This window comes from Paraburkholderia sp. GW821-FHT02A12 (genome assembly GCF_059422005.1).
In genome coordinates, this window is sequence record NZ_JBWKWA010000001.1 from 2,563,593 (window position 1) to 2,588,928 (window position 25,336).

The window sequence follows — 25,336 nt, forward strand, 5'->3', positions numbered from 1 at the left end:
GTTGACGTGAAATCGGGAAGAGATTTCACGAGAGCCCAAATGTTTTTCTCAGGTTTGCATCGACGGGACCCGCAGGCATGAAGCGACGCAATTTGCTCAGGAGAGTGGCTTGGCCTTTCGGCGTGCGCCGCATTTTCCACTCGCCCAAAGCGGCATCCACAATCGTCGTTGCGACACCATCGGGCTCTGGCGCCTCGTTGACATTTTTTTGAATGGCGCGGGACACGACGGCGCGTTCATCGTCATAGGCTGCGATCCTGGACGCCGCCTGGGGCGCATTGAGATCCAGATTGGTCTTGGTATAGGAAGGCTCGACCAGCACCACGCGGATTCCGAACTTGCGCACCTCATGATCCAGGGTCTCAGACATTCCCTCAACGGCATGCTTGGATGCCGAATAGAGCCCCATATACGGAGCTGGAAGGAAGCCCAGCACAGAGCTAACGTTGACGATTCTTCCCGAACGCTGCGCGCGCATATGCGGCAGTACCGCCTGTGTGGTGCGCAAGACTCCAAAAACGTTGGTATCGAACAGTGACTGGGCCTCGGCAAGCGACGTTTCTTCCGTCGCGCCGAGCAAGGTCACGCCCGCGCTATTGATAAGCACATCGATGCGCTTGGTCTGAGCGATGATGGTCTGAAATCCACGTTGAACGGAAGCGTCGTCACGGACATCCATTTCGATTAGCACAACACCAGTTATGGACTGTGCGTTTGCAGTGTTGCGTACGGTGCCGAATACCTTGCAACCCCGTTTGACAAACTTCTCTGCGGTGGCACGTCCGATACCTGATGACACGCCCGTCACAACGACCACTTTGGAATTCGACATAACAGTTCCCTTCGATGCAGGTGAATGGGGATAAAGAGCGGATCAGCCGCCCGATGGATTTTGCAGTCAAGGCTCATCGCTTGGCAGCAAGTACGTCCTCAAGCATCTTTTTCGCCGGCTGCGCCGGTTCATGCCGGCCATGGCGCGAACCGGCGGCATGGCCGGGCCGGATCCTGAACCAGATCGCGTACATGGCCGGCAGAAACACCAGAGTCAGAACCGTCCCGGCGAACGTGCCGCCGATCAGCGTGTAGGCGAGCGTTCCCCAGAACACCGAATGAGTCAGCGGGATGAAGGCCAGGATCGCCGCCATGGCCGTGAGGATCACCGGGCGCGCCCGCTGCACGGTGGCTTCGACGACTGCATGGAACGGATCGAGCCCTGCCTGTTCGTTCTGGTGAATCTGCCCGATCAGGATCAGCGTGTTGCGCATCAGGATCCCCGACAGCGCGATGAGACCGACCAGCGCATTGATGCCGAACGGCTGCCCGAACAGGATCAGCGTCGGCACCACGCCGATCAGGCCGAGCGGGCTGGTCATGAATACCATCACCATCGCGGAGATCGAGCGCACCTGGAAGATAATGATGACCAGCGTGATCGCCAGCATGATCGGGAACAGCGGCAGCATCGCGGTCGTCGCCTTGCCCGATTCCTCGATGGAGCCGGCCTGCTCGATCCGATAGCCGCTCGGCAGCTTCGCCATAATCGGCTGAAGCTGCTTTGTGATGGCAGCCGATACGTCCGGCGGCTGCAAACCGTCGGCAATATCGCCGCCCACCGTGACCGTCGGCACGCGGTCGCGCCAGCGCATGATCGGCTCCTCCATCCGCACGTCGACCTTGCCGACCTGCGACAGCGGAATGCGCTGCCCGTTCGCGCCGGCGAGCGTGAAGTCGCCGAGGCGGGCCGGGTCGAGCCGCGCATCGCCGGCCGAGCGCGCGACGACCTGTACGGTTCGAATATCCTCGCGCACGGCAGTGACGGGCACGCCGGTGAGCAGGAACTGCAGTTGCTGCGCGACGGCGCTGGACGTCAACCCCACCGCCTGCAAGCGATCCTGCTGCAACGTGAAGTGCAGCGTCGGTGCGCGCGTGCCCCAGTCGGCGTTGACCGTGCGCATCATCGGGCTGCCTGCCATCAGGTGCTGAACCTCGGCTGCGATATCACGGAGCTTGTCCGGATCCGGGCCCGCGATCCGGTAGGCCACCGGGAACGGCGAATACGGGCCGAACACGAGTTGCGTGACGCGCACCCGTGCTTCTGGCACAAGACCGTCGGCGATCGCCCCCCGCAGTCGCGCCTTCAATGCGTCGCGTTCGTCCTGGCTGTCCGTGCGAATCACGATCTTCGCGAACGACGGATCGGGCAGCTCCGGTCCCATTGCCAGGAAAAAGCGTGGCGCGCCCTGGCCGACATAGGCGGTAACGATCCTCGCTTCCTTCTGTCCGGCAAGCCATGCTTCGACCTTCGCCGTGGCGGCGCTGGTTTGCGAGATCGAAGTGCCGTACGGCATCTGTACTTCGACCAGCACTTCGGGGCGATCGGAGATCGGGAAGAACTGCTTCTTGACGATCGCCATGCCGAGAATGGCCAGCACGAACAGGCCGACGACCGACCCGGCGACCAGCCATTTGCGCGCGATCACGCGTGCGAGCACCTGACGGAAGCGGTTGTAGCGCGGCGTGTCGTACAGCGCATCGTGACCGCCGTCGACCTTCTTGAAGTCCGGCAGCATCTTCACGCCGAGGTACGGCGTGAAGACCACCGCGACGACCCACGATGCGATCAGCGCGATCCCAACGATCCAGAACATGTTGCTGGTGTATTCGCCGGCGGTGGAGCGTGCGAAGCCGTTCGGCATGAAGCCGACCGCGGTCACCAGCGTGCCGGCCAGCATCGGCGCGGCCGTATGGCTCCACGCGTAGGCCGACGCGGCCACGCGGCTGTAGCCTTCCTCCATCTTCACGACCATCATTTCGATCGCGATGATCGCGTCGTCCACCAGCAGCCCCAACGCGAGGATCAGCGAGCCGAGCGTGATGCGGTCGAAGTTCTTGCCGGTCGCGGCCATCACGACGAACACCACGGCCAGCGTCAGCGGAACGGCCGCGGCAACGACGAGGCCCACGCGCCAGCCCATGCTGACGAAGCTCACCAGCATGACCACCAGCAACGCGGCGAAGAACTTGACCATGAACTCGTCGACCGCGGAGCTGATGTTCACGGCCTGATCGGTGACCTTGGTCAGGCTCATGCCGAGTGGCAGCTCGCGATTGATCGCGCCGACTTCGCTGTCCAGTGCCTTGCCGAGGTCGAGTCCGTTCCAGCCGTCGCGCATGACGATGCCCAGCAGCAGCGCGGGTTCGCCGTTGTTGCGGATCATGAACGTTGCCGGATCTTCATAGCCGCGCTCGACGGTGGCGATGTCCGACAGTTTCAGCGTGCGGCCCTGCACGACGATCGGCGTGTCGCGAATCTTCTGCAACTTGTCGAATGCGCCATCCAGACGAATGAAGATCTCCGGCCCGTGGGTCTCGACGGAGCCGGCTGGCGTCAGCGCGTTCTGGCCGTTGAGTGCGGCAAACACGTCCTGCGGGCTGACGCCCAGCGTCGCGAGCCGGTCGTGCGATAACTGTACGTAGATGCGCTCGGCCTGCTCGCCGATGATATTGACCTTCTTCACGCCCCGCACATGCAGCAGCCGTTGGCGCAGCGTTTCCGCATCGCGCACCAGCAGGCGCTGCGGTTCGCCCTTCGCCTTCAGCGCGAACAGTGCAAAGGTGACGTCCGCATATTCGTCATTGACCATCGGCCCGATTACGCCGGCCGGAAGGTTGCTCGCCTCGTCGCCGATCTTTTTCCGTGCCTGGTAGAACTGCTCCTGCACTTCCGACGGCGGCGTGCTGTCGAGCAACGTCAAGGTCGTGAAGGCCAGGCCAGGTCGTGTGTAGGTTTCGGTTCGGTCGTACCAGCGCAACTCCTGCATGCGCTTTTCGATCTTCTCGGCGACCTGGTCGTGCATTTCCTGCGCGGTGGCCCCAGGCCACGCGGTGATGATCGTCATAACCTTGACCGTGAACGCCGGGTCTTCCGCGCGGCCCAGCTTGAAGAACGACACGAGCCCGGCCAGTGAGATCAGGCAGATCAGGAACAAGGTGATGGCGCGCTCGCGCACGGCAAGCGCTGACAGGTTGAAACGGCCTTCGCTCACGGACGGACTCCTTCAGTCGCCGTGGCAACGGCTTGGCCTGCCACCCGAACCGGCTCGCCTTCGTGCAGCAGATGTGCGCCGAGTGCGACGATCCGGTCACCTTGCTGGAGTTGAGCGATGACACGTGCGCTGTCGTCATCCAGATGCTGGATCGCAACAGGCCGCCAGGACACCTTTGCCGGCTCGCGGTTGATGACCCACACTCCCGGTCCCTTGCCCGCGTCGAACAGGGCGCCCATCGGCACCTGCAAGCCGCCTTGCACGGAGGAGCGCGCATCCGGAATCTGGATCGTCACCGTGGCGCCCAACGGGGCGTTGGCCAGTTCCCCTTCCAGCACATACCGCGCCTCGAAGGTGCGGGTAAGGCGATCCGCAGTATCCGAGAGCTGCCGGAGCGTGGCCGGAACGCTTACGCCTTCCTTGCCGAAGAGCGTGGCTTGTGCGACGGAACCGATCTCGGGGCGCAGCGTTTCCGGCAACTGGATAACGGCCTCGCGGCGCCCGGCGTGGGCCAGGCGCACCACGGCCTGTCCCGCGCTAACGACTTGGCCCGGTTCGGCCAGCGTTTCCATGACGACACCATCGCCGTCCGCTAGCAGCTCGGCATAACGGGTCGCGTTACGGGCCACATCGGCTTGGGCTTCAGCCGCACTGAGCTGGGCTTTGGCCGCATCCGCCGCCGCCTTGATCTGGTCGTAGGCCGAAGCCGATATCGCGCCGGTGCCGCGCAGGTCGCGGTAGCGGGTTTCATCCTGCGCCGTCTGCTGTGCCCGTGCTCGCGCGGCCGCAACCGCCTCCTGCTGCGCCTGCGCAGCAAGCTTCAGATCGACGGGGTCGATGCGCATGAGTGGCTGGCCACGTTTGACGGTCTGCCCCGCATCCACAAGCCGCTCGAGCACCTTGCCGGAAACGCGAAACCCCAGGTCGCTCTGCACCCGTGCGGCTACGGTTCCCGTAAACGAACGCGATGCGACGGTCGCATTGTGAACGATGGCGGCACGCACCAGCGGCGCCTCGGTTCGCGGATCGGAGGGGGCTTTGCCGCCGCAAGCGACCAGCGCAAACGGTACGGCACAGACGACTGTGGAGGTAACGAGGCGACGCGAGCGCATGAAAGTCCCATCGGCAAAGTGATGACGACTTTCATTATGGTTCTAGTGACCACTTTAGTCAATAGTCACAATCGCAAGATTTCAGGGGGACAGACTCCGAAGCACGAGGCTGGACAGATGCGCCGGCGCCGCATCGGTGTAATCGAAGCTGTGCTGCAGCAGTAGCGGATGAAGGTAAGGCCGCATCACCAGGTAAATCGCCATGGCGGTCTCATCCAGGGGCGTTTTGCGCTCGAAGTCCCCGCTCTGCCGGCCCTCCTGCAGGATGTCCTGAAGCAGCTTCTGGACGCGCTCTTCATAGGCACGCACGGCCTGCCAGTGCTCAGTGGCTGCCGACGCGGCGATCTCGTAAAGCTTGCGGTCCTGAAAAAACAGGCGAAGGCTCGCCTCAGTGAAGACCTTGAACATGCGCCGCAGCTTCTCCGGCGGCAGGTTGGCCTCCGCAACAGCCGCTCTGACCTCGGTTTCGATCTCGTGCAGGCAGTTCGCACAGATCATCTCGCCAATCGCCTGCTTGGACTCAAAGAACTTATAGATGTACGCCTTCGAGAAGCCGATCGCCTTGGCGAGGTCAGAGACGGTCGTTTTCTCGTAGCCATACCGGCTGAAGTGCTCGGTGGCGGCGACAACGATCTGATCGCGCACCTCGTGGTCGGCCGGGCCGCGGGCTGGGATGGGGACAGGGGAAGTGATTGCTTGTTTCATAGCTCCAGCTTATTGCCAGCTTATTGCCAGCCTCAGGAATGGACAACCAGTGACTTTTTGGTATTATAGTCACTACCGTGCCATTGCGAACAAATCCTCATGCCGCCCAAACACATCCTTGCTGTGCTCATTGCCGCCAGTCTCTTGACGGGCTGCGCGGTCGGCCCCGATTACGTCCGGCCCGACGTGTCCATGCCGGAGCAGTTCCAGGACCAGGCCGCGGTTGCTCACCGGCACGCGGCTGCCAGTGCCGATCTCACCACGTGGTGGACCGGTTTCGGGGATCCGCAACTGACACGATTCGTCGCGCTTGCATTGGAACAGAATCTCGACCTCGCGCAGGCATCCGCTCGCGTCGCACAAGCACGCGCCGGACTTGGCGCGGCGAGTGCCGCGTTGCTGCCCTCCGGCAACGTCAGCGGCCAGGCAGCGAGAGTGTACCAATCCGTTGAAACGCCCCTGGGGCGGGTCTTGAACTCGACGCCCGGTTTCGACCGCTACGGCAATCAATACGAAGCCGACCTCACCGCCAGCTGGGAACTGGACGTGTTTGGAGGCCTGCGTCGTGGACGGGAAGCGGCGCTTGCCGACTACCAGGCTTCGGAAGCCGGCGCAGCGGCCACACGATTGGCGGTGGCGGCACAAACCGCCGACATCTACATCACCATCCGTGGCTTGCAAGCCCGTCTGAACGTGGCCCGGCGACAGGTGCAGACGCAGCAGGACCTGCTTTCAACCGTCAATCTTCTGTATGGCAAAGGATTGGCGGCCGAACTCCAGGTGGAACAGGCCGAAGGCGCGCTTGCTCAGGTTCGGGCCTCCGTCCCGGTCCTCGAAGCAGGCCTGGAGGCGGCGATGAACGCACTCGATGTAATGGTGGGAGTGCAACCCGGCACGCACCGGGCGGAACTGATGGAAGCGCGCGACATTCCGGTCGCCCCGCAGATCGCGGCCACCGGATCGCCGGGAGAGTTGCTCAGGCGCCGCCCCGACCTGATCGTCGCCGAGCGACGTCTCGCCGCATCGAATGCACGTATTGGCGTCGCCATCGCCGAGTACTACCCCAAGCTCTCGCTGAATGGACTGATCGGCAGTGCGACCTCCGTGGCCAGCGGCAATCTGTTCACGAGCGGCGCCAATCAAGCGGCCGGCGTATTGGGTCTGCGCTGGCGTCTGTTCGACTTCGGCCGCATCAATGCGCAGATCAACCAGGCCAAGGGCCAGGAGGCCGAGATGTTGGCAGCGTATCGGCTTGCCGCACTCCACGCCACTGAGGACGTGGAGAACGCCTTTTCAGCACTGGTCAAACGCGAGGAGCAGGCTGCTGTCCTGGCCCAGGGCGTGGACTCGCTTGGCCGCGCGCGAGCGGCCTCGTTCGCCGCCTATCAGAAAGGCGTCGTCAGCCTGATCGAAGTCCTGCAAGCCGACGAAAACTTGCTACGCGCCTCCGATGAGCGAGCACAGGCGCAAACGGAATCCGCACGTGCAGCAGTCGCCGCCTTCAAGGCACTCGGCGGTGGTTGGCAGTCTCGCGAATCCGAGGCGGTAGCCATCAAGTAGCAATCGAACGCCCCGTAACGCCTTAGACGGAACATGGAATTTCGCCACTCGCATGCCACGCAAACGATTGACCCGGGAGGAAGCCCGCGAACAGACCCGCCGGCGCCTGCTCGACGCAGCGGCCCTGAGCATTGCCAGGAAAGGGCTGGCAGCGACCAGCGTGGAGGACATCGTCACTCAGGCCGGCTATACCCGTGGCGCGTTCTACTCAAACTTCAACAACAAGAGCGACCTATTCGTCGAACTGCTCCGTCTCGATCATCAGAACACCCGGGAACAATTACAGAAGCTGCTAGTCGCCGCGTCAACCGAAGACGTACACAAGCAGCTCACCTCGTTGTACGCACAATGCTATCGCGACGACAACCATTACGTCATCTGGGCTGAGGCTCGTCTGCACGCCATGCGTAACGCGAAATTCCGAGAACGTATGAACGCCCTGTGCCTGGAAAAGCGCGACCTGATCGCGTCCTTCATCGAGCAGTTCTGCAAGCGCGCTAATGTTCAGTTGCCAAGCTCTCCGGCCCACCACGCGCTCGCCACCATCGCGTTGCTAGATGGCGTCCTCTACTTCGCCATGACGATGCCCGATGAGCTGCCGGGCGCTTCGGCCGAAGCAGTTCTAAGCAACGTCTTTATGGGGATGTTCTTCGGCTCATTGTCCTGAGTGAAGGTCGGCTTGATCTTCCCGCCACTTCTACAGACGCTTGCCTGGGCGGCGATTCACGCCGGCCATCTGATCCTGGGCAGCATCGGGCAGTGCCGTTCGATCGCTGCGCAACTGCTGAGTATCTGGGCTCGATGGTTGTTCTCGATGTCGCAGGGAATATCGCCCACAATTGGATCCCACGCGATCTTGGAGACCGCAAGGCGCCCGGGGCATCCGCGCGCAGCGTGCTCGGCAGCATCCGGCGTGCTCTGGTCATGCTTGCCTCAAGTTCGCTGAGAGAAAGAAAGGGTGGCACAGCGACGAAGTGCAGCGAGCCCGGCAGTTCGGTCAGGCGTTTGGCGCACGGAACTTCAAGCAGTAGGCCGCTTATATGAATTTCCTCATATGCACGCGCGGCTCATCATAGAAAACTGTGCTTACCTTGTTCGCCCCTTGATGAACCTTTTTCGAAAAATCGGTGCCGTTTGTGAGCAGTTCGTCCGCAAAAAAGTAACAACATCCATACTTTTCAACGGCCCTACGCTTCCGATGACGCTCGCCGTCTTGCGCCAGCGAAAGCTTGGCGGCCTGCTAGCGCCGGAGCGCACAGGCCTTAATCGCGATATGAACTACTTCCCGTTTGCTATGGTGCGCCAACGTCGTAGTCAAGTTGATAGCCAACGAAAGGCCTCCTGACCCATCGCCCGCGGTTGATGCCGAGGTGTGTTGCTCGCCGTTTTCGCAGTTGATATCGGTGTTGGGCAGCAATTTCGCTATGTCGCAGGACTTATTAATGGCATCGGCGCGCTCTCTCCGTCAGCCTTCGCGTTCTGGAAGCGGCTGATCGCTCACACGCCCTGCAACGGAACGCAGAATCGTGATGAATTCCTGCATGGGCTGTGACGGCAACTCGTACTTGCGCGTGACGATTCCGTAGCTGGTCATGGTCCGGTTGATGGGGACGGCCAGGTGTCCGAGGAGACCCTTGCTCACATATTTTTCGACGGCGGCACGCGGCTGCAGCGAGATCATGTCGGTCGCCTGCAACAATTCAAGTGTCGAAAAGATTGACGACGTTTCCACCATGCCGATCGGCGCAGGCATGCCCGCGCCGGCGAACGTTTCGTCGAACAGCTGCCTGATAGCCGTTGCTTGCGGATAGAGAATCCATGGCCACGCGCCAAGATCGGCCAACTCCAGCCGTCGCCGCTGCAGCAGCGGATGATGCTGCCCGACGACCACCCAGACCGGTTCCCCTGACAGCACCTGGAAGTCGAACAGAACTTGATGACGCGGCTCCGTCAGACGGCCGACCATCACGTCCAGCTTTTTTTCTTCGAGCCAGGTAGCGAGTTGGTCACTGCTCTGCTCAACCAGTTTGATGACCAGTTGCGGCCGTTGCTGGCGAATCTCCCTGATGCCCGCCGTGACTACCTGAGCAGCCGAAGCCGAGATAGCGCCCACTGTGAGATGACCGTAGCCGCCATTCCTCAAGGTGCTGAACTCGCTCACGAACCTACCCAGATCGGCGACCGCCGCGGTTGCATAGCGCACGGACAATACGCCGAGATCGGTCGGGCGCATTTCCCGCGGTAGCCGTTCGAACAACTGGGCGCCGAACATCGTTTCGATGTCGCTCAGGATCTTGGTCGCCGCCGGCTGGGTGATGTGCATCTGTTCGGCCGCGATGCGCAAGTTGTGCGTACGTCCGAGGGCATCGAGCAGTTGAAGATGTCGGAAGCGCAGCCTTGCCAGGACGCTCGACGTATGCACGGCAAATTGTCTGGACATGGGGTAAACGCGCAAGAACTCATAACCGGATGGAATCGATTGTACTGAATAAGCGATTGGATGTTTATCGGTTGGCTGCCTAGAGTGGCAGCTGAGCGGATTGACGCGAACTGGCGACATGCCACGTGCGCCCAGACAAACATCAGTGGAGACAGACATGACATCCTCGCTTGCACTCAGCGCAACGGACACGCTTCCGTCGGACGGGTTGTCCGGCACACTTGTCGGCCGCGCCTGGGTTCCCGCCACAAATGCAATGCCTGCCGGTCCTGCTGTCGTCGTCTTGCGCGCCGATGGCGTGTTCGACATTTCCGACGTGGCACCGACCCTCAGCAGCCTGCTGGAGCGGGACGATCCGGTCGCGACAGTGCGAGCCGCGCGTGGCCGCTGGATCGGCAGTCTGGACACGATCCTCGCCGACACGGCCGCCGCAACCGGCAGCATGGCACGCAACCCGGAGCGTGCGCACCTGCTCGCGCCTTGCGACTTGCAGGTTATCAAGGCCGCGGGGGTGACCTTCGCGGCGAGCCTGATTGAACGCGTGATCGAGGAGCAGGCAAAGGGCGACCCGCAAGGCGCAGTGCGCGTGCGGGACCAGATCAGGTCGCTAGTCGGCGATAGTCTCGCCAGCATCCGGCCGGGCTCCGCCGAGGCGCGCAAATTGAAGGCGCTGTTGATCGAGCAGGGACTATGGTCCCAATACCTGGAAGTCGGGATCGGCCCTGACGCGGAAATCTTCACCAAAGCGCCGGTGCTGGCAGCTTTGGGTACGGGCACGGAGATCGGGTTGCATCCGAATTCGGCCTGGAACAACCCGGAGCCGGAAATCGTGCTCTCGATCGACAGTCGCGGCCGCGCGCTCGGCGCGACCCTGGGCAACGACGTCAATCTGCGCGACTTCGAAGGACGCAGCGCGCTCCTGCTCGGCAAGGCGAAGGACAACAACGGCTCGTGTGCGATCGGCCCTTTCCTGCGGCTTTTCGACGAAACTTTCTCGATCGATGATGTACGCCGCGCGACGGTCGATTTGCGTGTCGAGGGCAGCGACGGTTTTGTCTTGCGAGGCACGAGTTCGATGGACCAGATCACACGGGACCCGCTCGATCTAGTTTCGCAGGCAATCAGTCCGACTCACCAATACCCCGATGGCGCCATGCTGTTCCTCGGCACGCTCTTTGCCCCGATCGAAGACCGCGACGCCGCTGGGGCCGGCTTCACACACAAGCTGGGCGATATCGTGAAGATTTCGAGCAAGCAACTCGGCACGCTGGTCAACCGGGTCAACCACAGTGATCGCATCGAGCCCTGGACCTTCGGAGTGCGCGCGCTGATGGCGAATCTTGCTGCGCGAGGATTACTCGGCGCAGCACTTCTCTGATCAGACACGAATCCGCACTCACAGACCCATAACGGACCACTGTACCCGGCTTCCCAAGGAGACAGATGACATGCGGACCCAACACGTTATGCAAGAACCCTTAGAAAGCGCAGTGCGCAGCGTGCAAGGCGCGTTTGCGGCTCGCGCCTTCCCTCGCGCTGATGTTCGCGCTATCGATGCTTGACCGGTCGAACGTCGGATTCGTGAAACAAGCCCTTTGGGGGCCGGGGTCTTTTTCATCGGCTATGCCATGTTCGAGATCCCGAGCAATCTGATGCTGCATCGGGTGGGTGCAAAGCTCCAGCTGAGCCGGATCATGGTCACTTGGTGGCTTCTTGCATCCACGGGCCGACCCCGAAGCGTCCATGCGCCCGGAAGGCGACGCCTCGCCAGGTACATGCAGACACGCTGCATAGAATTCAACCGGAACTTCACATGACCATTCTCGGACATCATTACATTGGCGGACGACGCAGCGCTTGCGCATCGAACAAGCCGCTCTTCAGCCTGGATGCCGTAACAGACGAGCGCCACGCTGTCAGTTTTTTTGAAGCGTCGGGTGCCGAAGTCCTGGCGGCGGCGAGAGCGGCGCACGACGCGTTTCCCGCTTATCGCAACCTTCGCCCTGCGAAGCGCGCTGCTTTTCTCGAGGCAATCGCCGACGAAATCGACGCGCTCGATGCGTCGTTCATCGCCGAAGCAAGCCGTGAGACCGCGCTGCCCGAGGCGCGCCTGGAAGGCGAGCGCAAGCGCACAAGCGGCCAGTTGCGGCTCTTCGCCGCGACGGTGCGCCGGGGCGACTTCCACGGTGCGCGGATCGATCGCGCACAACCGGAGCGCAAACCGTCGCCACGTCCCGACTTGCGGCAATATCGGATCGGTGTTGGCCCGGTGGCGGTATTCGGCGCAAGCAATTTCCCGATCGCATTCTCCGTGGCCGGCGGCGACACGGCCTCGGCGCTGGCAGCCGGATGTTCTGTCGTCGTGAAAGCGCATCCGGGCCATATGGTGACTGCCGAATACGTCGCCGATGCGATTGAACGCGCGATCGCGAAAACAGGCATGGCGGCCGGCACTTTCAACATGATCTACGGCACGGCCGCCGCTGGTGCCGCGCTCGTTCAGGCACCGGAGATCAGGGCGGTCGGCTTCACGGGCTCGCTGGCTGGCGGCCGCGCGCTGTTCGATCTGGCGCAAACCCGGCCGGAGCCGATTCCGGTTTTTGCTGAACTGTCCAGCGTGAACCCGGTGTTCGTCATGCCGTCCGCGTTGACCGAGCGCGGTGCGCAGATCGCTCGGGAATTGGCCGCTTCTGTCACGACCGGATGTGGTCAGCTCTGCACAAATCCGGGTCTCGTGCTCGGCGTTCGTTCGCCGGAATTCGACGCGTTCGTGTCGGACTTGCGCGAGGCATTCGAACAGGCTTTGCCGCAGGCGATGCTCGGAGCTGGAATTCGCGACAACTTCCGTCATGGCCTCGCCAGACTGCGCGCGATTAAGGGCGTCGAGGTGCTCGTGGCCGTGGAACTCGATGGGCGTTTCGGCGGCCATCTCCTGAAAGCCGACCGGCGCGCTTTGTTTGAGGATGCGGCACTGGAAGAGGAAGTATTCGGCCCGTCGACGATCATCGTCGAACTGGATTCCGAAGCGGACTTCCATGCATTTGCCAGAACCATGCGCGGGCAGCTGACTGCAACCGTGCTGGCGAGCGAAACGGACATGGAACGAAACGCCGGCCTCATCGCGTTGCTGGAAGAAAAGGTCGGGCGTCTCCTGTTCAATGCTTATCCAACGGGAGTGGAAGTCAGCGACGCCATCGTTCACGGCGGTCCGTACCCGGCAACCACCGATGCGCGCGGCACGTCCGTTGGCAGCGTGGCGATCGAGCGCTTCCTGCGACCCGTGTGCTATCAAGGCTATCCCGACGCAAATCTGCCGCTCGCCTTGCAGGACGCGAACCCGTTGAATCTGATTCGCCTGATCGACGGCGTTCCGACGCGCGAGGCAGTGCGCGCGGCGCAGATCGCGGAGGCCACATCATGATGTTTGAGGCTGAAAACGCAGTTACCGATACCTCGGCAATCCTGGGGCCGATCGTCCAACTGCATCCGGATGACGATGTCGTCATCGCGCGGCATCAGCTTGTCGCGGGCATGCGTATTGGCAGCGGTCTTGCGGTACGCGGATTGATCCCGGCGGGTCACAAGCTTGCCGTCCACGGTATCGAAACGGGCGCGCCAGTACGGCGCTATGGGCAGATCATCGGCTTTGCGACGCGCGCTATCGAAGCCGGCGAGCACGTCCACACGCATAACCTCTCGATGGGCAGCTTCGATCGCGACTACGCATTCGGCGCAGACGCGAAGGCCGCGCCGACGGTCGCGGCAGCGGCACAGTTCATGGGCATCGTGCGCGCCGACGGACGTGTCGCGACGCGCAACTACATCGGCATTCTGACGTCGGTCAATTGCTCCGCGACGGCGGCCCGCGCCATCGCCGATTACTTTCGTCGCGATATCCATCCGGGAGCGCTGGCTGACTATCCCAACGTCGACGGCGTGATCGCGCTGACGCACGGTCAAGGCTGCGCGATCGACTCCGAAGGTGAAGCGCTGGAAATGATCCGGCGCACTCTCGGCGGTTACGCGCGACATCCCAATTTCGCTGGCGTACTGATCGTCGGGCTGGGTTGCGAAACCAATCAGATCGACCGGCTTGTGCAAAGCCAGGGTCTTACGCCCGGCGCGGCGCTGAAGACGATGACCATTCAGGCGACCGGCGGCACGGCGCGCACGGTAGCGGCGGGCATCGAAGCGGTCAAGGCCATGCTCGTGGAAGCGAACAACGTACGGCGCGAGCCGGTCGATGCGAAGCACCTGATGATCGGCTTGCAATGCGGTGGCTCAGACGGCTACTCGGGCATCACGGCAAATCCGGCACTCGGCGCGGCAGTCGATCGTCTGGTCGCGCATGGTGGAACGGCGATTCTCTCCGAAACCCCCGAGGTCTACGGCGCCGAACATCTATTGACGCGACGGGCCGTGTCACGTGAAGTCGGCGAAAAGCTCATCGAACGGATTCACTGGTGGGAAGCCTACTGTGCGCGCATGAATGCCGATCTGAACAACAATCCATCGGCTGGGAACAAGGCTGGCGGGCTGACAACGATCCTCGAAAAGTCGCTCGGCGCGGTCGCGAAAGGCGGCACAACCAATCTCGTCGACGTGTACCGGTACGCCGAATTGGTCCGTGCACACGGTCTCGTCTTCATGGATACGCCGGGCTACGATCCGGTTTCGGCGACCGGGCAGGTCGCGGGTGGGGCAAACCTGATCTGCTTTACGACCGGTCGCGGCTCCGCCTATGGTTGCGCGCCGTCGCCGTCGTTGAAACTGGGAACCAATACCGCTTTGTGGCAACGCCAGGAAGAGGATATCGACCTGAATTGCGGGTCGATTCTTGACGGCGAGCGAACGGTCGAAGAACTGGGTGAAGAGATCTTCCAACTCATGCTTGCGACCGCGTCAGGCCATGCGTCGAAGAGCGAGATCCACGGATACGGCCAGAACGAATTCGTGCCGTGGCAGATAGGCGCCATCACATAAGGCGGTATTAGTGTGTCCCTTGACTGAGTATCGGATCTGCCCATCACGCCACGTTCACCCGCCCCGAATGGAATAGAGCGGTGCGACGGCACGTTCACCTGTCGTGATGGCGCGGTGCGCCGCGCATTTCCCCCTCTATGGATGGGTCGCTGGCCAAGAAGGAGCACTACACCGAGCACGTCGACCTTGCTGCCCGCGGGACGGGTCTTGTTGCTACGGCGTTCGACGGAAGCGCCCAGGGCGGAAGACCGGAAAACGGATAGAGCAAGTCGACGAGAACCCTCACGTTTTCGACCCGGAAGCCGCATCTGGAAAAGTTCGTGCGACGTCGTCCCCCACCACACACCGCTCGAAGTGCTGGCGGACGGATTTGGCAAAGGTGGCCACACCCTGGAGTGTCATCGAAAGCAGCGACGGAAAACGCCCGTGAGCAGACGAGCGGCACCTCTGTTCCGGTTAGCCTTGGACAAGAAGCCGTCGGCACGGATCATGACCGCTTCGAGGGCATACGACTCATGGCAAAGCCCGTAGGAAAATCAACGCTGGTCGCGTCCACCGGAGACCAAGATGAAAACAGCCAGACTATTGACCCGATTTCGACGACGTCGACCCGCTCGCACAGCGACGAAGTGCAGCGAGCCGGCAGTCAGTCTGGCGTTTGGCGCACGAAACTTTTAAGTGGTGGGTCACTTATATCAATGTCCGTATATGTACGTTAATTTTCATCACTTCGCGGTTTATGATAGTAAGCTGTGCTTTGTTCGCCCCCTCACCCGGCGCTCCATGGCGTCTTGCAGCGCGTGTATTCGAGTTGATAGAGCGTGGAGTTGGGAGTAGCTGCGCCCCCCCCGGGCAAAGCCGCCAGTCCGGCAGCGAAACTGTCCGCCGCTGAACGGACGCGGTCAACGCGGCATCCTTCAATCAAGACGATCCATCTCGGCACTTGGGTGCCTTCAGAACGTGCCCGCTTCTCCGCTGTCTCTACCTTGCTGACTACCTCATCGGCCAGGCAAAGGTGGACTCCAGTGATGCCCGCCATGTCGACAAGCAGTGGCAGGACGTGCTGACGCAGACCTTTCACGACTTCCGTGCGCGCCGTCGAAGGCACGTCGAAACGCACCGTCACAAGATAGGCGCCCTGTCCGGCACCGTCTGAATATGCTACATGGCAGATCGAGCGGGCTACGCTACGAAACGAGGGGACGACCTGCTTTGTCCACGGCGTCGGCGAATTTAGCCGGAGGAGATAGTCTTGCGCGCCGAGCACCTCCACGGTGTCGGCTTCATAGAGATTGAAGTACTCGGGACCCGCATCCAGCGCAATGTAGCGCCGCCCGCGCCTGAACCCGGGAATCCCCGCACGTTCGGGCATATGCTCACGGTTGTGCCACTCGTAGAATTCATCCTTCGCTTCCGGCAGCAGATCATGCCAAATCGCGACTACGCCTGTTCCAGCAAGGCTCATATCTTTTCCTTTTTGCAGGTGGAGTTGTCTTAGAGGTCAGTTCAAAAAGGCCGCTCCGTACGCCTGAAGATGTTCCAGCAGACGAGGGCGCAGCTGAGTTTCAAGAACGCTTCGTGAATGTTTGCTCGGCGATCGAAGCGAATACGAAGACGACGGAAGCTGTGGAGCCACGAGTGAGTCCGTTCAACCACCCAGCGGAATTTGCCCAGACCGCTGCCATGTTCAGTGCGACGCTTCGCGATCACCGGCTTGATACCGCGCTCGCGCAGTCGCTGACGATGCGAGTCGGAATCGTAGCCACGATCAGCATAGACGACCTTGGGCTTCTGAAGCGGCCGACCGCGTACGCCGCGAATAGGCGGAATCGCATCGACGAGCGGCAGCAACTGGGTGACGTCGTTTCGGTTCGCGCCAGTCAGGATCGCGCTGATGGGAACGCCGTTTGCGTCGACGAGGATGTGGTGCTTGGAACCGGGTCGCGCGCGATCCGTGGGGTTCGGGCCAGTTTTTCGCCCGCCCCAACGGCCCGTATCGACGAGGAATCGACGGCAGCGTGTGAGAGGTCGATCTGGCCAACCTCGCGCAGCTTGTCGAGCAGCAGTTCGTGCAGCCGGTCCCACACACCAGCCTTCTGCCAGTCGTGCAGTCGTCGCCAGCAGGTTGCGCCGGAGCCAAAGCCCAATCTGGTCGGCAGGTGGTTCCATCGCAGACCTGTCTTCAACACGAACAAGATGCCATTCAGCGCCGCCCGATCCGACACGCGTGGGCGACCAGGATGCTTCTTGCGCCGCGGCTTGGGCGGCGGCAATAACGGTTCGATCAGTATCCACAACTCGTCATCAATAACCGGCGGTTCCATCCCTTGGGTTCCGTTGTTGAGGCAACCAAGGTTAACAGCTTGCTGGGAAAGTAAACAGCCCCCTCACGGGTTTTTGAACTGGCCTCTTATCGTGCCGACGGGTACTCGCCACGGCTCCACGCCGCGCCAAGCGATTCCGAATACTGCGCAATCTTCTGCGTTTGCTCGCCAAGTCCGCTACCGCCGAGGGTCATCGTATCGCCCGCTTTCAGAAAGACAGGCGGCTTTTGACCGAGGCCTACGCCGGGGGGAGTTCCGGTGATAATGACGTCGCCAGCCATGAGTGGCATGAAGCGGCTGAGATACGCCACAATATGCGCGACGTTGAAGATCATCGTGCGTGTGTTGCCAGTCTGACGACGTGTGCCGTTGACCTCGAGCCACAAGTCGAGTACCTGCGGGTCGGGGACTTCATCACGCGTCACGAGCCACGGGCCGAGCGGCGCGAAGGAGAAGCTGCTTTTGCCCTTGGTCCACTGGCCTTCACGTTCGAGCTGATATGCGCGCTCTGAAACGTCATTGGCAAGGCAGTAACCCGCCACATGATCCAGCGCGGTTGCTTCGTCGATCTGCCAGGCGGGTGTGCCGATCACCACGCCTAATTCAACCTCCCAATCCAGCTTCTGTGCGTCTAGCGGCAGGATGATCGGATCGTTCGGACCGCTGATCGAACCCGTATGTTTGTTGAACACGACGGGTTCCCGAGGGATCGGCGTGTCGGTTTCGGCGGCATGATCCGAGTAATTCAGACCAATGCAGACAAGGTTGCGGACGTTGCCAACACAAGCGCCAAGCCGCGTGCCCGCCTCCACGACAGGGAGGCTGTTGAAGTCGAGTCGGCGCAGCTTTGCCAAGGTGGCTGGCGAAACGGTTGTTCCATCGATGTCATCGGCGATGCCGCTGAGGTCGCGGATTGCACCGCTCGAGTCAAGGACACCGGGACGCTCTTGGCCAGGGTTGCCAAAACGGACGAGACGCATCAAGTACTCCTATTTAGACAGGAAAAACGAATGGACAGCGTGCCAAGCGCACCAAATCCGATGTGCAACTGACGACCAAGCGGCAACTCGAGCACGCCCGCGTAGGAGCCCGTTATCACAGCCTGGCCGGCTTGCAGTCCGAGGCCGCGTTCGCGGAGAAAATTGGCTAGCCACACAATCGGCGAGAGGACATTGCCATCAGGGTGCCGGCCATCATGACTTACCGGGGCTTCATCGGCGGCGGTCAGACTGATGGTGAATTCGGCCGGAAAATCTTCCGGCGTCGCGCCCTCGACGAACTCAACGCGCGGTCCGATGACGAGCCCGGCATTGAACAAACCGTCCGCCAGCAATTCAGGAAATGTTAGGGAAGCCGGGTGCGAGTAACGACTGCCGAGCAATTCGAGCGCGAGGTGGACGTCACCTAAAGCATCGAGCACCTCGGCTTCGCTGTATGCGTACCTGCGAGGCGGCAGGTCGCGCTTCAGAAAACAGGCGAGTTCGGGCTCTGCCTTCACGGTAGACTGCACCGAGCCGGCGCTGAAGCTGCATTCGACGGAGCGGTATATCGAATCCGCGTAGATCGGCGCGGCGATGACCTTGCCCGCCGGCGGCAGCGCGCATTTCCATGCGCCGGTTCTGCGCCCAAGAACATCACTCACCTTTCGCTGGATCGCGAAGCCCTCGTCAAGCGTTGAAGGCCGCAGTTCGACGGGGAGGCGCTCCACCTGCGTGCCTTGACGGCGCGCTGCGACGAGAATGCTTGCTGCCTTTTCATGCCACAAGGCCACTCGCTGAGAAGCATGAACTGCATCCGGCATCTCAGGCCGCCTCGTTGACGTGTCCATCGACGCTCTGTCGCGGCCAGACGGCTCCCAACTTCGCGGATGCTTCGCGCAGTAGCGCGTAAAAGGCGTCGTAGCGCTCCGGCGGTATGCGTAAGACCGGCCCAGCAATGCTCATCGTCCCGACTACCGCCCCATCAGTCAGCGAGCGCACGATCACGGCCAGAGCGACGACACCTGGCTCCGCCTCCTCGACCACCAGACCATAGCCGCGCTGCCTCGTCAGTTCGAGCTCCGGCATCAATTGGTCGACACTAGTGATCGCCTTCGATGTCCCCGCGCCGTTGGGCTTGCCGAGCCCTCCACGCAATGCGTACCCGATTGCTTCGTCGTTTGACATTGCCGCCAACCACGCCTTTCCGACTGATGTGGCATGCAATGCGATGGGGCTATGCATGGACGGCGAATACATGAGACCGGGCGCCGCGCCCTGAGACGCAGCGAGCCACGCGAGTGTCCCTTCATTGACCACCGTCAGCCGCACTAGCTCGTGGCACTGCGCTGCGACTTCGTCGAGGATTGGCTGCACCAGGCCCGGCAGACCAAGCCCATGCAGGTATCGCTGACCGAGCAAAGAAAGCTTCAAGGTCAAGCGGTACTGAGAAGTCTGTTGGTCTTGTTCAGCCCAGCCCTGCTCGCACAGCTGCGCAAGCACTCGATGGGCGGGGCCTTTCTCCAGCTCGAGTTCAGCGGCGATATCGGACATACGCATCCAGCGCGCCTCCCGTGCGAGCAACTCGATGGCCTGAAGCGAACGGTCAACTGCTCCCTTGACAACTCTCATGATGTAGGTAACATTGTTCTTAGTGGAACGATGTTACAACAATAAAGAATGAACGCCGAAAAGTCAATCCAAGACGGAGACAAGTCATGAGTGGAAGCACCCAGGTTGAGGCCCATCGTCAGCGCCAGTCGAAGATAGCCGCGGCCAGCGGCTGGATTGGTTCAGCACTTGAGTACTACGACTTCTTCATTTATGCGACCGCAGCGTCGTTGCTCTTTCCGCAGCTCTTCTTCCCCTCGCACAACCCGACGGTTGCCATCATCGCATCACTGGCGACCTTCGGTGTCGGCTACGTCGCCCGACCAATAGGCGCGATGGTGCTCGGCCATGTCGGCGACCGACACGGCCGGAAGACGGTGCTGATCTTCTGCATGTTCTTAATGGGTATTTCGACGATGGGCGTGGGACTCTTGCCCACGTATCAGCAGGTCGGCATCTGGGCTCCGGCCATGCTCGTCACCCTCCGGCTCATTCAAGGGTTCGCCGTCGCGGGAGAGGTCTCCGGCGCCAGTTCCATGATCCTCGAGCATGCACCGTTCGGCCGGCGTGGCTACTTTGCGAGCTTCACGCTCCAAGGGGTGCAAGCCGGGCAGCTCCTGGCGGCGGCGGTCTTCTTGCCCCTCGCGCATTTCATGTCGAAGGAACAGTTCGCTTCATGGGGATGGCGGATTCCATTCCTCCTCAGCTTTGTCGTTATCGTCATGGGTTACATCATTCGCCGCCGGGTCGCGGAAACCCCGGCTTTCTCCGCGGAGCAGGCTCACGGCGAAGTTCCTGCCTCGCCGGTCGTCGAGGTCCTCCGGGAGAGTTGGGGCGACGTCTTGCGCGTTGTCTGCATGGCACTCACCGCCGTAATCGCGCTTCTTGCCACGGTCTTCGGCGCCGCGTATGCGGTCCAGCCAGCCTACGGTATCGGCTTCCCTGTCGGCGTCTTTCTTTGGATTCCGGTTCTTGGCAACATCTGCTCGGTCATACTGATTCCCTTCGTCGGCAATCTCTCTGACAAAATTGGCCGCAGGCCGCCAGTTCTTGCAGGCGTACTCAGCGCCGGGCTGCTCTCGTTCGCATACCTGTACGCCATCAGCATCCATAATCTCTGGCTCTCGCTGATTCTTTCGGTGCTCATGTGGGGCATCGCCTACCAGGGCTTCAACGGTGTGTTCCCGAGCCTGTTCCCAGAACTGTTCCGGACGCGCGTGCGCGTGTCGGGAATGGCCATCGGACAGAACGTTGGAACGACGCTTTCAGCACTAACGCCGACGCTCTTTGTAGCCGTCGCGCCCCCCGGCTCTGCCAATATTCCGCTGAAGATCGGTTTTCTGACGTTCGGCATCTGTGTTGTCGCTGCGTTCGCCGCTTTCACTACGCGGGAGACGTATCGGATCCGCCTCAACGATCTTGGCGACCGCGATGCGGTCCCCGTACCTAAAGCCGAGTACGAGCGCTTGCGCGGCGAAGCGATGGCTGGAGCAATCAAAACTGCCCATGCGCAGAATCTCGCAAATCAGGTTCGCCCGTAGCCGCTCTGAGGCCCTACTCGTTGAGACCACTGTGTTGGTGCAACTTGGCAGAAACGATGCGGCCGCGGCGCATGCGAATACATTGACACCGCACAAGGGAATGCATATGCACAACGAAGACACACCCCGTTACGACGGCCCGCGCGAGCTCGCGCAATCTCTAAGCGCGTTTGCGCGCATCAGCGCGGCCGAGGCGCCGTGGAACCAGGAGGGCCTGCGCGCCGATTCTGAGTACCGCGACCTCGGACTCGCCGCGGTGACCAACGGTCGCATCGGGGCGAAGCACATTCGTGCGCTGAAGCCGTTCACCGATCCTACTGGCTGGCACTGGCACGACATGACTGCACACTACCTGTATGTGCTGCGCGGATCCGTGACGTTCCGTTTCGCCGGAGTCGAGGGCGACGTGACGCTTAACGCTGGTGACGGCCTGTCGCAGCCCGCCGGCGTGCCGCACAACGTGATATGGCGCTCCGACGACCTCGAGGTCATCGAGATCAACGAGCCCGCTGTCTACGGGACTTGGGATCTGGACGTACCGCCGGCGCCTTGGAAGTGATCGTCTACACCCCTAAGCCTTTCGAGTGTCATGACATCGCTTGTTCTCGGCACATCCGAAAGTCGCAGACGGCCCAAAACTGCAATGAACGCGTTGCGTCAAAGAGATGCGGTATTCGTCATCAAAGTGGCTCGGTCGGAGAATGTATGTATCCGACACGCCCTTGGTACGCCAAATTTCCGAGCAGTCAGGTAAGACTGCGCCTTCAGCCAACATCGAACACCACGCAGCAATGGATCCACATATCACAGGTAAAACGCGACTCTATGGATTAGTGGGCGATCCACTGACGGCAGCTAAGTCGCCACAATTGTTGAACCAGCTGTTTATCGAACAGCGCGCGGACGCGGCTTGCGTTCCATTCTGGGTCAAGGCGGAAAACCTGTCCGCATTCGTAAGCGGTGCACGAGCAATGGGCAATCTGTCCGGCATGCTGGTCACCATGCCTCACAAACAACGAATGCTCGCGTTTGTCGACGAACTACATCCCACTGCTCGTCAGGTCGGCGCGCTCAACGTCATCCGCTGCCAAGGAGATGGACGCTGGGTCGGCGCGATATTCGATGGCGTCGGCTGCGTTCTCGGGATGCAATGGGAAGGCCACCATCCAGCGAATAAGTCCGTGCTTCTCGTCGGCGCCGGAGGCGCAGGTAGTGCCATCGCATTTGCGGTCGCGTCTGCAGGCGCCAGCAAGCTAACCATTTCCGATGTTGATGAGCATCGGGCTCACGACCTTGCGGCATGCGTTGCTGCCGAAACCGGCTGCAACGCACGTTCGGGGCTACCCGATCCGTACGGCTTCGAAGTCGTTATCAATGCCACCCCGCTTGGCATGAAAGCGAACGATGTCATGCCGGTTGATCCGGAGCGGCTCGCGCCCGGCGCCATCGTGGTCGACATCATCAATGCGGCCGAGCCAACGCCGCTTCGACGCGCCGCGCACGCGCGCGGGTGCCGTACCCAGGACGGGGGTCCGATGCATCAAGGGCAGGCTGTCTATGCGCTCAGGTTTCTGGGATTCGATTACCGCCCCGATGGACGATCAGCACCAGAGGACGCCCCGCGATAAACGCCGAGTGGAACGCATGGCCGCCAAGTCAAAAGACATAGGGAAAGCGCCGAGGCAGACAGTTGCCACCGATTCGACCTCGAAGCACGAAGTCGTGAGAAATTTCAAAGGAGAACATGCATGAGAGTTGCTTTACTGGAGGTCAGCCATTGGCATGTCCCGCTCTATCTTGATGCGCTGGAGGCGCCCGGGATTGAAGTGGTTGCCGTGTCGGATGCAGAGCATGTCAAGGGCGAGGCAATTGCCGCACGATTCGGAAGCACGCTGTACTCGTCGGCCTATGAATTGCTCGAGCGCGAGGAAGTCGATTTTGCATTCGTGTTCGGGCGGCATTCTGAAATGCCGGCGCTCGCTGAGGCCGCGATCGCGCGTAACATTCCCTTCGCACTGGAGAAGCCGTGCGGTGTCAACATGTCGCAGGTCACCCGACTTCGCAAACTGACCGAGGAAGCCAATCTTTATTGCGCAGTGCCATTGATCTTCCGAATGAGCGAGTTGCTGAGCTCGCTCGAAGATGCGGAGGGGCGCATACCGTCGGACTTCAACTTCATGTCCTTCCGTTTCGTTGTGGGTCCGCCCAGTCGGTACGAAGCGGCCGGCGCCGGCTGGGCGCTCGATCCAGTGTATTCCGGAGGCGGATCGACAATCAACGTGGCGACTCACTTCATCGACCTGTTTAGATTGCTCACTGGCAAGGAGATCGCCCGAGTCTCTGCCACAATGAACTCAAGAACCCATCGGGGTGCCGTTGAGGACTATTCGCTGCTGACCATGCAAACCGAAGACGGCGTGATCGGCCTGGTGGAAACGGGATATAGCTTCCCCAGTACCCCCGACGAGCAGCGCGAATTCTCGTTCACTCTTGCATCCGATCGTATGTACGCGAAATCCGGCCCCGACCGAATCGAGATTCGGGAGAGAAACAACCTGTCTGCCGGAACGCGAAGCCGCCGCCTCCAGCTTGAGACTGACATTTACTACCCGTTGTTCGTCAAGCGGGTGCTCACGGAATGCCGTACTGGCGCAAGGCCAATCGCGTCATTGCGCGACGCAGAGCTCATGATGCAAGTCATGGACGCGGCCTACGTGTCAGCTCGCCAGGGGGGTGCGCTTCAGACTCTCGAGCCGATTTCTAAGTGACGTATCTGTCAGATCGCACGCTTATGCTGCAAACAAGACATTGCAATCCGGCCGACTATCCTGCGCCGCAGGAAGGCGACTGGATCGCGCGAGCTTTCCGTTTCAATACCGGCGAGGTAATGTCGGATGTGCGGCTACACTACCGAACCATCGGCGCCCCGTCCGGAGAGCCTGTCTTAGTCCTGCACGGCACGACGGACACCGGCGCCAGCATGCTGACACCTGGTTTCGCGAACCGACATGTGGCTGTCGGGTTGCTTGGGTTCTCTACGGCACGGCGACCAGGGTTAAGCAGCCTTTTGTCCGTCGTAACTTCGACGACGCTTCAGCAGCGCTCCATGGCATTTTGCGGCGCGTGTCCTCCAGTTGATAGCGCGCGGACCTGAGCGTAGCTTTGCCGACCCCGGGCAAAGCCGCGAGTCCGGCATTGAAAGCGTCCACCGCTGAACAGACGTTGGGTCACACCTGGACCCGCTCCATCGCCAGCGGCCTGTTCGCGCTCGGCACCGGCATCGTCCGATCAAAGAAAAGAAACGGAAAACGCGGAGGACGGCGCGTCGTAGCGGTGAACAGGCGCGAGAACGTAACGAAGGCCAACCCGGCGCGGCGGCCCAGCCCACGGTTTTCGGTGCACAAACCCCACCCCGAAGGCCTTCTCAAGGCCCTTAGTAAATCACAGGCCCGGTCGTGAACAGACACGACGGCGAAATCTCCGTCATGCCGAGGTCCGCCATAATGCGGATGCGCTCGCCGCAAAAGCCTTCGGTAACGCGTTGCAGCAGCACAACCTCATGTGCTCAGATAACGATCGACGGCCGCCTTCTTCTGTTCGGTCGAATACCTCGGCCGCGAACGAACATAGCCAGTCCGTAAATCATGACACTGTTCGTATTCGCGATGCCAGGATTTAAGAGGATTCTTTGTCGGGTATCTTCACCTGTGCAGTATTCGTTCTGGCGGCAATAGTGTGCGCAACATTCCGCTCCCAGCCGAAGTCTCACGCGGTGATGCAGTGAGGCTCACGGCGGCTGTCAACGTACTTGTCACGTCACTTCATACGGGCTGATTTAGTTCTTTCGGTTGCATGCGCTCCGGATTAAGCCACACTTCATCCTTCAATTTCCAGTTGCGCGTCGATGGGAACCAACGCCGTGGATTGCGCTGCCTGGCCTCTGCATACACGGCCTCATGTTGCGCAAGCACTGCGGTTGCCACGCCGTTATGGGGTCTGGCCGGGATAAGCGCTTATGCTCTGCAGCGCATAAGCGC

General features: G+C 61.3%; 20 protein-coding genes and 2 pseudogenes. 11 read left to right on the forward strand and 11 right to left on the reverse strand.

The window, feature by feature from the left end; genetic code table 11:
* Window positions 1-25: 25 nt before the first annotated feature.
* From AC07WT_RS11635 to AC07WT_RS11650, 4 genes are all read right to left on the reverse strand, one after another.
* A complete protein-coding gene (locus AC07WT_RS11635; protein WP_494947190.1) occupies window positions 26-832 on the reverse strand; it encodes an oxidoreductase in 807 nt (268 codons plus the stop codon).
* Window positions 833-905: 73 nt separating this feature from the next.
* On the reverse strand, window positions 906-4,046 hold the full coding sequence (locus tag AC07WT_RS11640; RefSeq protein ID WP_494947191.1) for an efflux RND transporter permease subunit: 3,141 nt from the start codon (window positions 4,044-4,046) through the stop codon (window positions 906-908).
* Window positions 4,043-5,158 carry an efflux RND transporter periplasmic adaptor subunit gene (locus AC07WT_RS11645; RefSeq protein WP_494947192.1) on the reverse strand — a complete coding sequence of 372 codons (1,116 nt, stop codon included), beginning with the start codon at window positions 5,156-5,158 and terminating at the stop codon, window positions 4,043-4,045. The genes AC07WT_RS11640 and AC07WT_RS11645 overlap by 4 nt, the downstream gene beginning before the upstream one ends.
* Window positions 5,159-5,239: 81 nt before the next feature.
* Window positions 5,240-5,863: a TetR/AcrR family transcriptional regulator gene (locus AC07WT_RS11650; RefSeq protein WP_494947193.1), complete on the reverse strand. Its 624-nt coding sequence runs from the start codon at window positions 5,861-5,863 to the stop codon at window positions 5,240-5,242.
* A gap of 99 nt (window positions 5,864-5,962) precedes the next feature.
* Between AC07WT_RS11650 and AC07WT_RS11655 the strand changes: the two genes are divergently transcribed.
* From AC07WT_RS11655 to AC07WT_RS11665, 3 genes are all read left to right on the forward strand, one after another.
* Window positions 5,963-7,423 carry an efflux transporter outer membrane subunit gene (locus AC07WT_RS11655; RefSeq protein WP_494947194.1) on the forward strand — a complete coding sequence of 487 codons (1,461 nt, stop codon included), beginning with the start codon at window positions 5,963-5,965 and terminating at the stop codon, window positions 7,421-7,423.
* Window positions 7,424-7,475: 52 nt separating this feature from the next.
* Window positions 7,476-8,090, forward strand: coding sequence for a TetR/AcrR family transcriptional regulator (locus AC07WT_RS11660; protein WP_494947195.1), 615 nt, complete (start codon window positions 7,476-7,478; stop codon window positions 8,088-8,090).
* A 387-nt stretch (window positions 8,091-8,477) separates the two neighbouring features.
* Window positions 8,478-8,768, forward strand: coding sequence for a hypothetical protein (locus tag AC07WT_RS11665; protein WP_494947196.1), 291 nt, complete (start codon window positions 8,478-8,480; stop codon window positions 8,766-8,768).
* A 120-nt stretch (window positions 8,769-8,888) separates the two neighbouring features.
* Here AC07WT_RS11665 and AC07WT_RS11670 read toward each other — a convergent pair whose 3' ends face one another.
* A complete protein-coding gene (locus AC07WT_RS11670) occupies window positions 8,889-9,863 on the reverse strand; it encodes a LysR family transcriptional regulator (RefSeq protein ID WP_494948421.1) in 975 nt (324 codons plus the stop codon).
* 157 nt (window positions 9,864-10,020) lie between these two features.
* Here AC07WT_RS11670 and AC07WT_RS11675 point away from each other — a divergent pair, with 157 nt between their 5' ends.
* From AC07WT_RS11675 to AC07WT_RS11690, 4 genes and pseudogenes are all read left to right on the forward strand, one after another.
* Entirely contained in the window at window positions 10,021-11,241 is a 1,221-nt protein-coding gene (locus tag AC07WT_RS11675) for a fumarylacetoacetate hydrolase family protein (RefSeq protein WP_494947197.1), read from the forward strand.
* Between the two features lie 70 nt (window positions 11,242-11,311).
* Window positions 11,312-11,584 (forward strand): annotated as a pseudogene (locus tag AC07WT_RS11680) (MFS transporter); the annotation flags it as partial.
* A gap of 92 nt (window positions 11,585-11,676) precedes the next feature.
* Window positions 11,677-13,284: an aldehyde dehydrogenase (NADP(+)) gene (locus tag AC07WT_RS11685; protein WP_494947198.1), complete on the forward strand. Its 1,608-nt coding sequence runs from the start codon at window positions 11,677-11,679 to the stop codon at window positions 13,282-13,284.
* Window positions 13,284-14,846, forward strand: a complete 1,563-nt coding sequence (locus AC07WT_RS11690; RefSeq protein ID WP_494948422.1) for a UxaA family hydrolase — start codon at window positions 13,284-13,286, stop codon at window positions 14,844-14,846. Before AC07WT_RS11685 ends, AC07WT_RS11690 begins: the two co-directional genes overlap by 1 nt.
* A 769-nt stretch (window positions 14,847-15,615) precedes the next feature.
* Here AC07WT_RS11690 and AC07WT_RS11695 read toward each other — a convergent pair.
* The 5 genes from AC07WT_RS11695 to AC07WT_RS11715 form a co-directional block, all read right to left on the reverse strand.
* Window positions 15,616-16,311, reverse strand: coding sequence for a hypothetical protein (locus AC07WT_RS11695; protein ID WP_494947199.1), 696 nt, complete (start codon window positions 16,309-16,311; stop codon window positions 15,616-15,618).
* A 41-nt stretch (window positions 16,312-16,352) separates the two neighbouring features.
* Window positions 16,353-17,170, reverse strand: a protein-coding gene (locus AC07WT_RS11700; protein ID WP_494947200.1) for an IS5 family transposase whose coding sequence is annotated in 2 segments (ribosomal slippage) — window positions 16,353-16,822 and window positions 16,822-17,170 — 819 coding nt in all. Because the reading frame shifts where the segments join, the coding sequence is not laid out codon by codon here.
* An 86-nt stretch (window positions 17,171-17,256) separates the two neighbouring features.
* Window positions 17,257-18,150 carry a fumarylacetoacetate hydrolase family protein gene (locus tag AC07WT_RS11705; protein ID WP_494947201.1) on the reverse strand — a complete coding sequence of 298 codons (894 nt, stop codon included), beginning with the start codon at window positions 18,148-18,150 and terminating at the stop codon, window positions 17,257-17,259.
* Window positions 18,150-18,971, reverse strand: coding sequence for a 2-keto-4-pentenoate hydratase (locus tag AC07WT_RS11710; RefSeq protein WP_494947202.1), 822 nt, complete (start codon window positions 18,969-18,971; stop codon window positions 18,150-18,152). Before AC07WT_RS11710 ends, AC07WT_RS11705 begins: the two co-directional genes overlap by 1 nt.
* Before the next feature lies 1 nt (window position 18,972).
* Window positions 18,973-19,779 (reverse strand): IclR family transcriptional regulator, encoded by an 807-nt coding sequence (locus AC07WT_RS11715; protein ID WP_494947203.1) that lies wholly within the window; start codon window positions 19,777-19,779, stop codon window positions 18,973-18,975.
* Between the two features lie 86 nt (window positions 19,780-19,865).
* Between AC07WT_RS11715 and AC07WT_RS11720 the strand changes: the two genes are divergently transcribed.
* The 4 genes from AC07WT_RS11720 (at window position 19,866) to AC07WT_RS11735 (ending at window position 24,067) form a co-directional block, all read left to right on the forward strand.
* Complete coding sequence (locus AC07WT_RS11720; protein ID WP_494947204.1) at window positions 19,866-21,299, forward strand: MFS transporter; 1,434 nt, start codon at window positions 19,866-19,868, stop codon at window positions 21,297-21,299.
* Window positions 21,300-21,405: 106 nt separating this feature from the next.
* Window positions 21,406-21,858: a cupin domain-containing protein gene (locus tag AC07WT_RS11725; RefSeq protein ID WP_494947205.1), complete on the forward strand. Its 453-nt coding sequence runs from the start codon at window positions 21,406-21,408 to the stop codon at window positions 21,856-21,858.
* A 232-nt stretch (window positions 21,859-22,090) separates the two neighbouring features.
* Window positions 22,091-22,927: a shikimate dehydrogenase family protein gene (locus AC07WT_RS11730; protein WP_494947206.1), complete on the forward strand. Its 837-nt coding sequence runs from the start codon at window positions 22,091-22,093 to the stop codon at window positions 22,925-22,927.
* 120 nt (window positions 22,928-23,047) lie between these two features.
* Window positions 23,048-24,067 (forward strand): Gfo/Idh/MocA family protein, encoded by a 1,020-nt coding sequence (locus AC07WT_RS11735; protein WP_494947207.1) that lies wholly within the window; start codon window positions 23,048-23,050, stop codon window positions 24,065-24,067.
* A gap of 1,053 nt (window positions 24,068-25,120) precedes the next feature.
* Here the strand turns inward: AC07WT_RS11735 and AC07WT_RS11740 are convergent.
* A pseudogene (locus tag AC07WT_RS11740) lies at window positions 25,121-25,303 on the reverse strand (IS3 family transposase); the annotation flags it as partial.
* Window positions 25,304-25,336 lie beyond the last annotated feature (33 nt).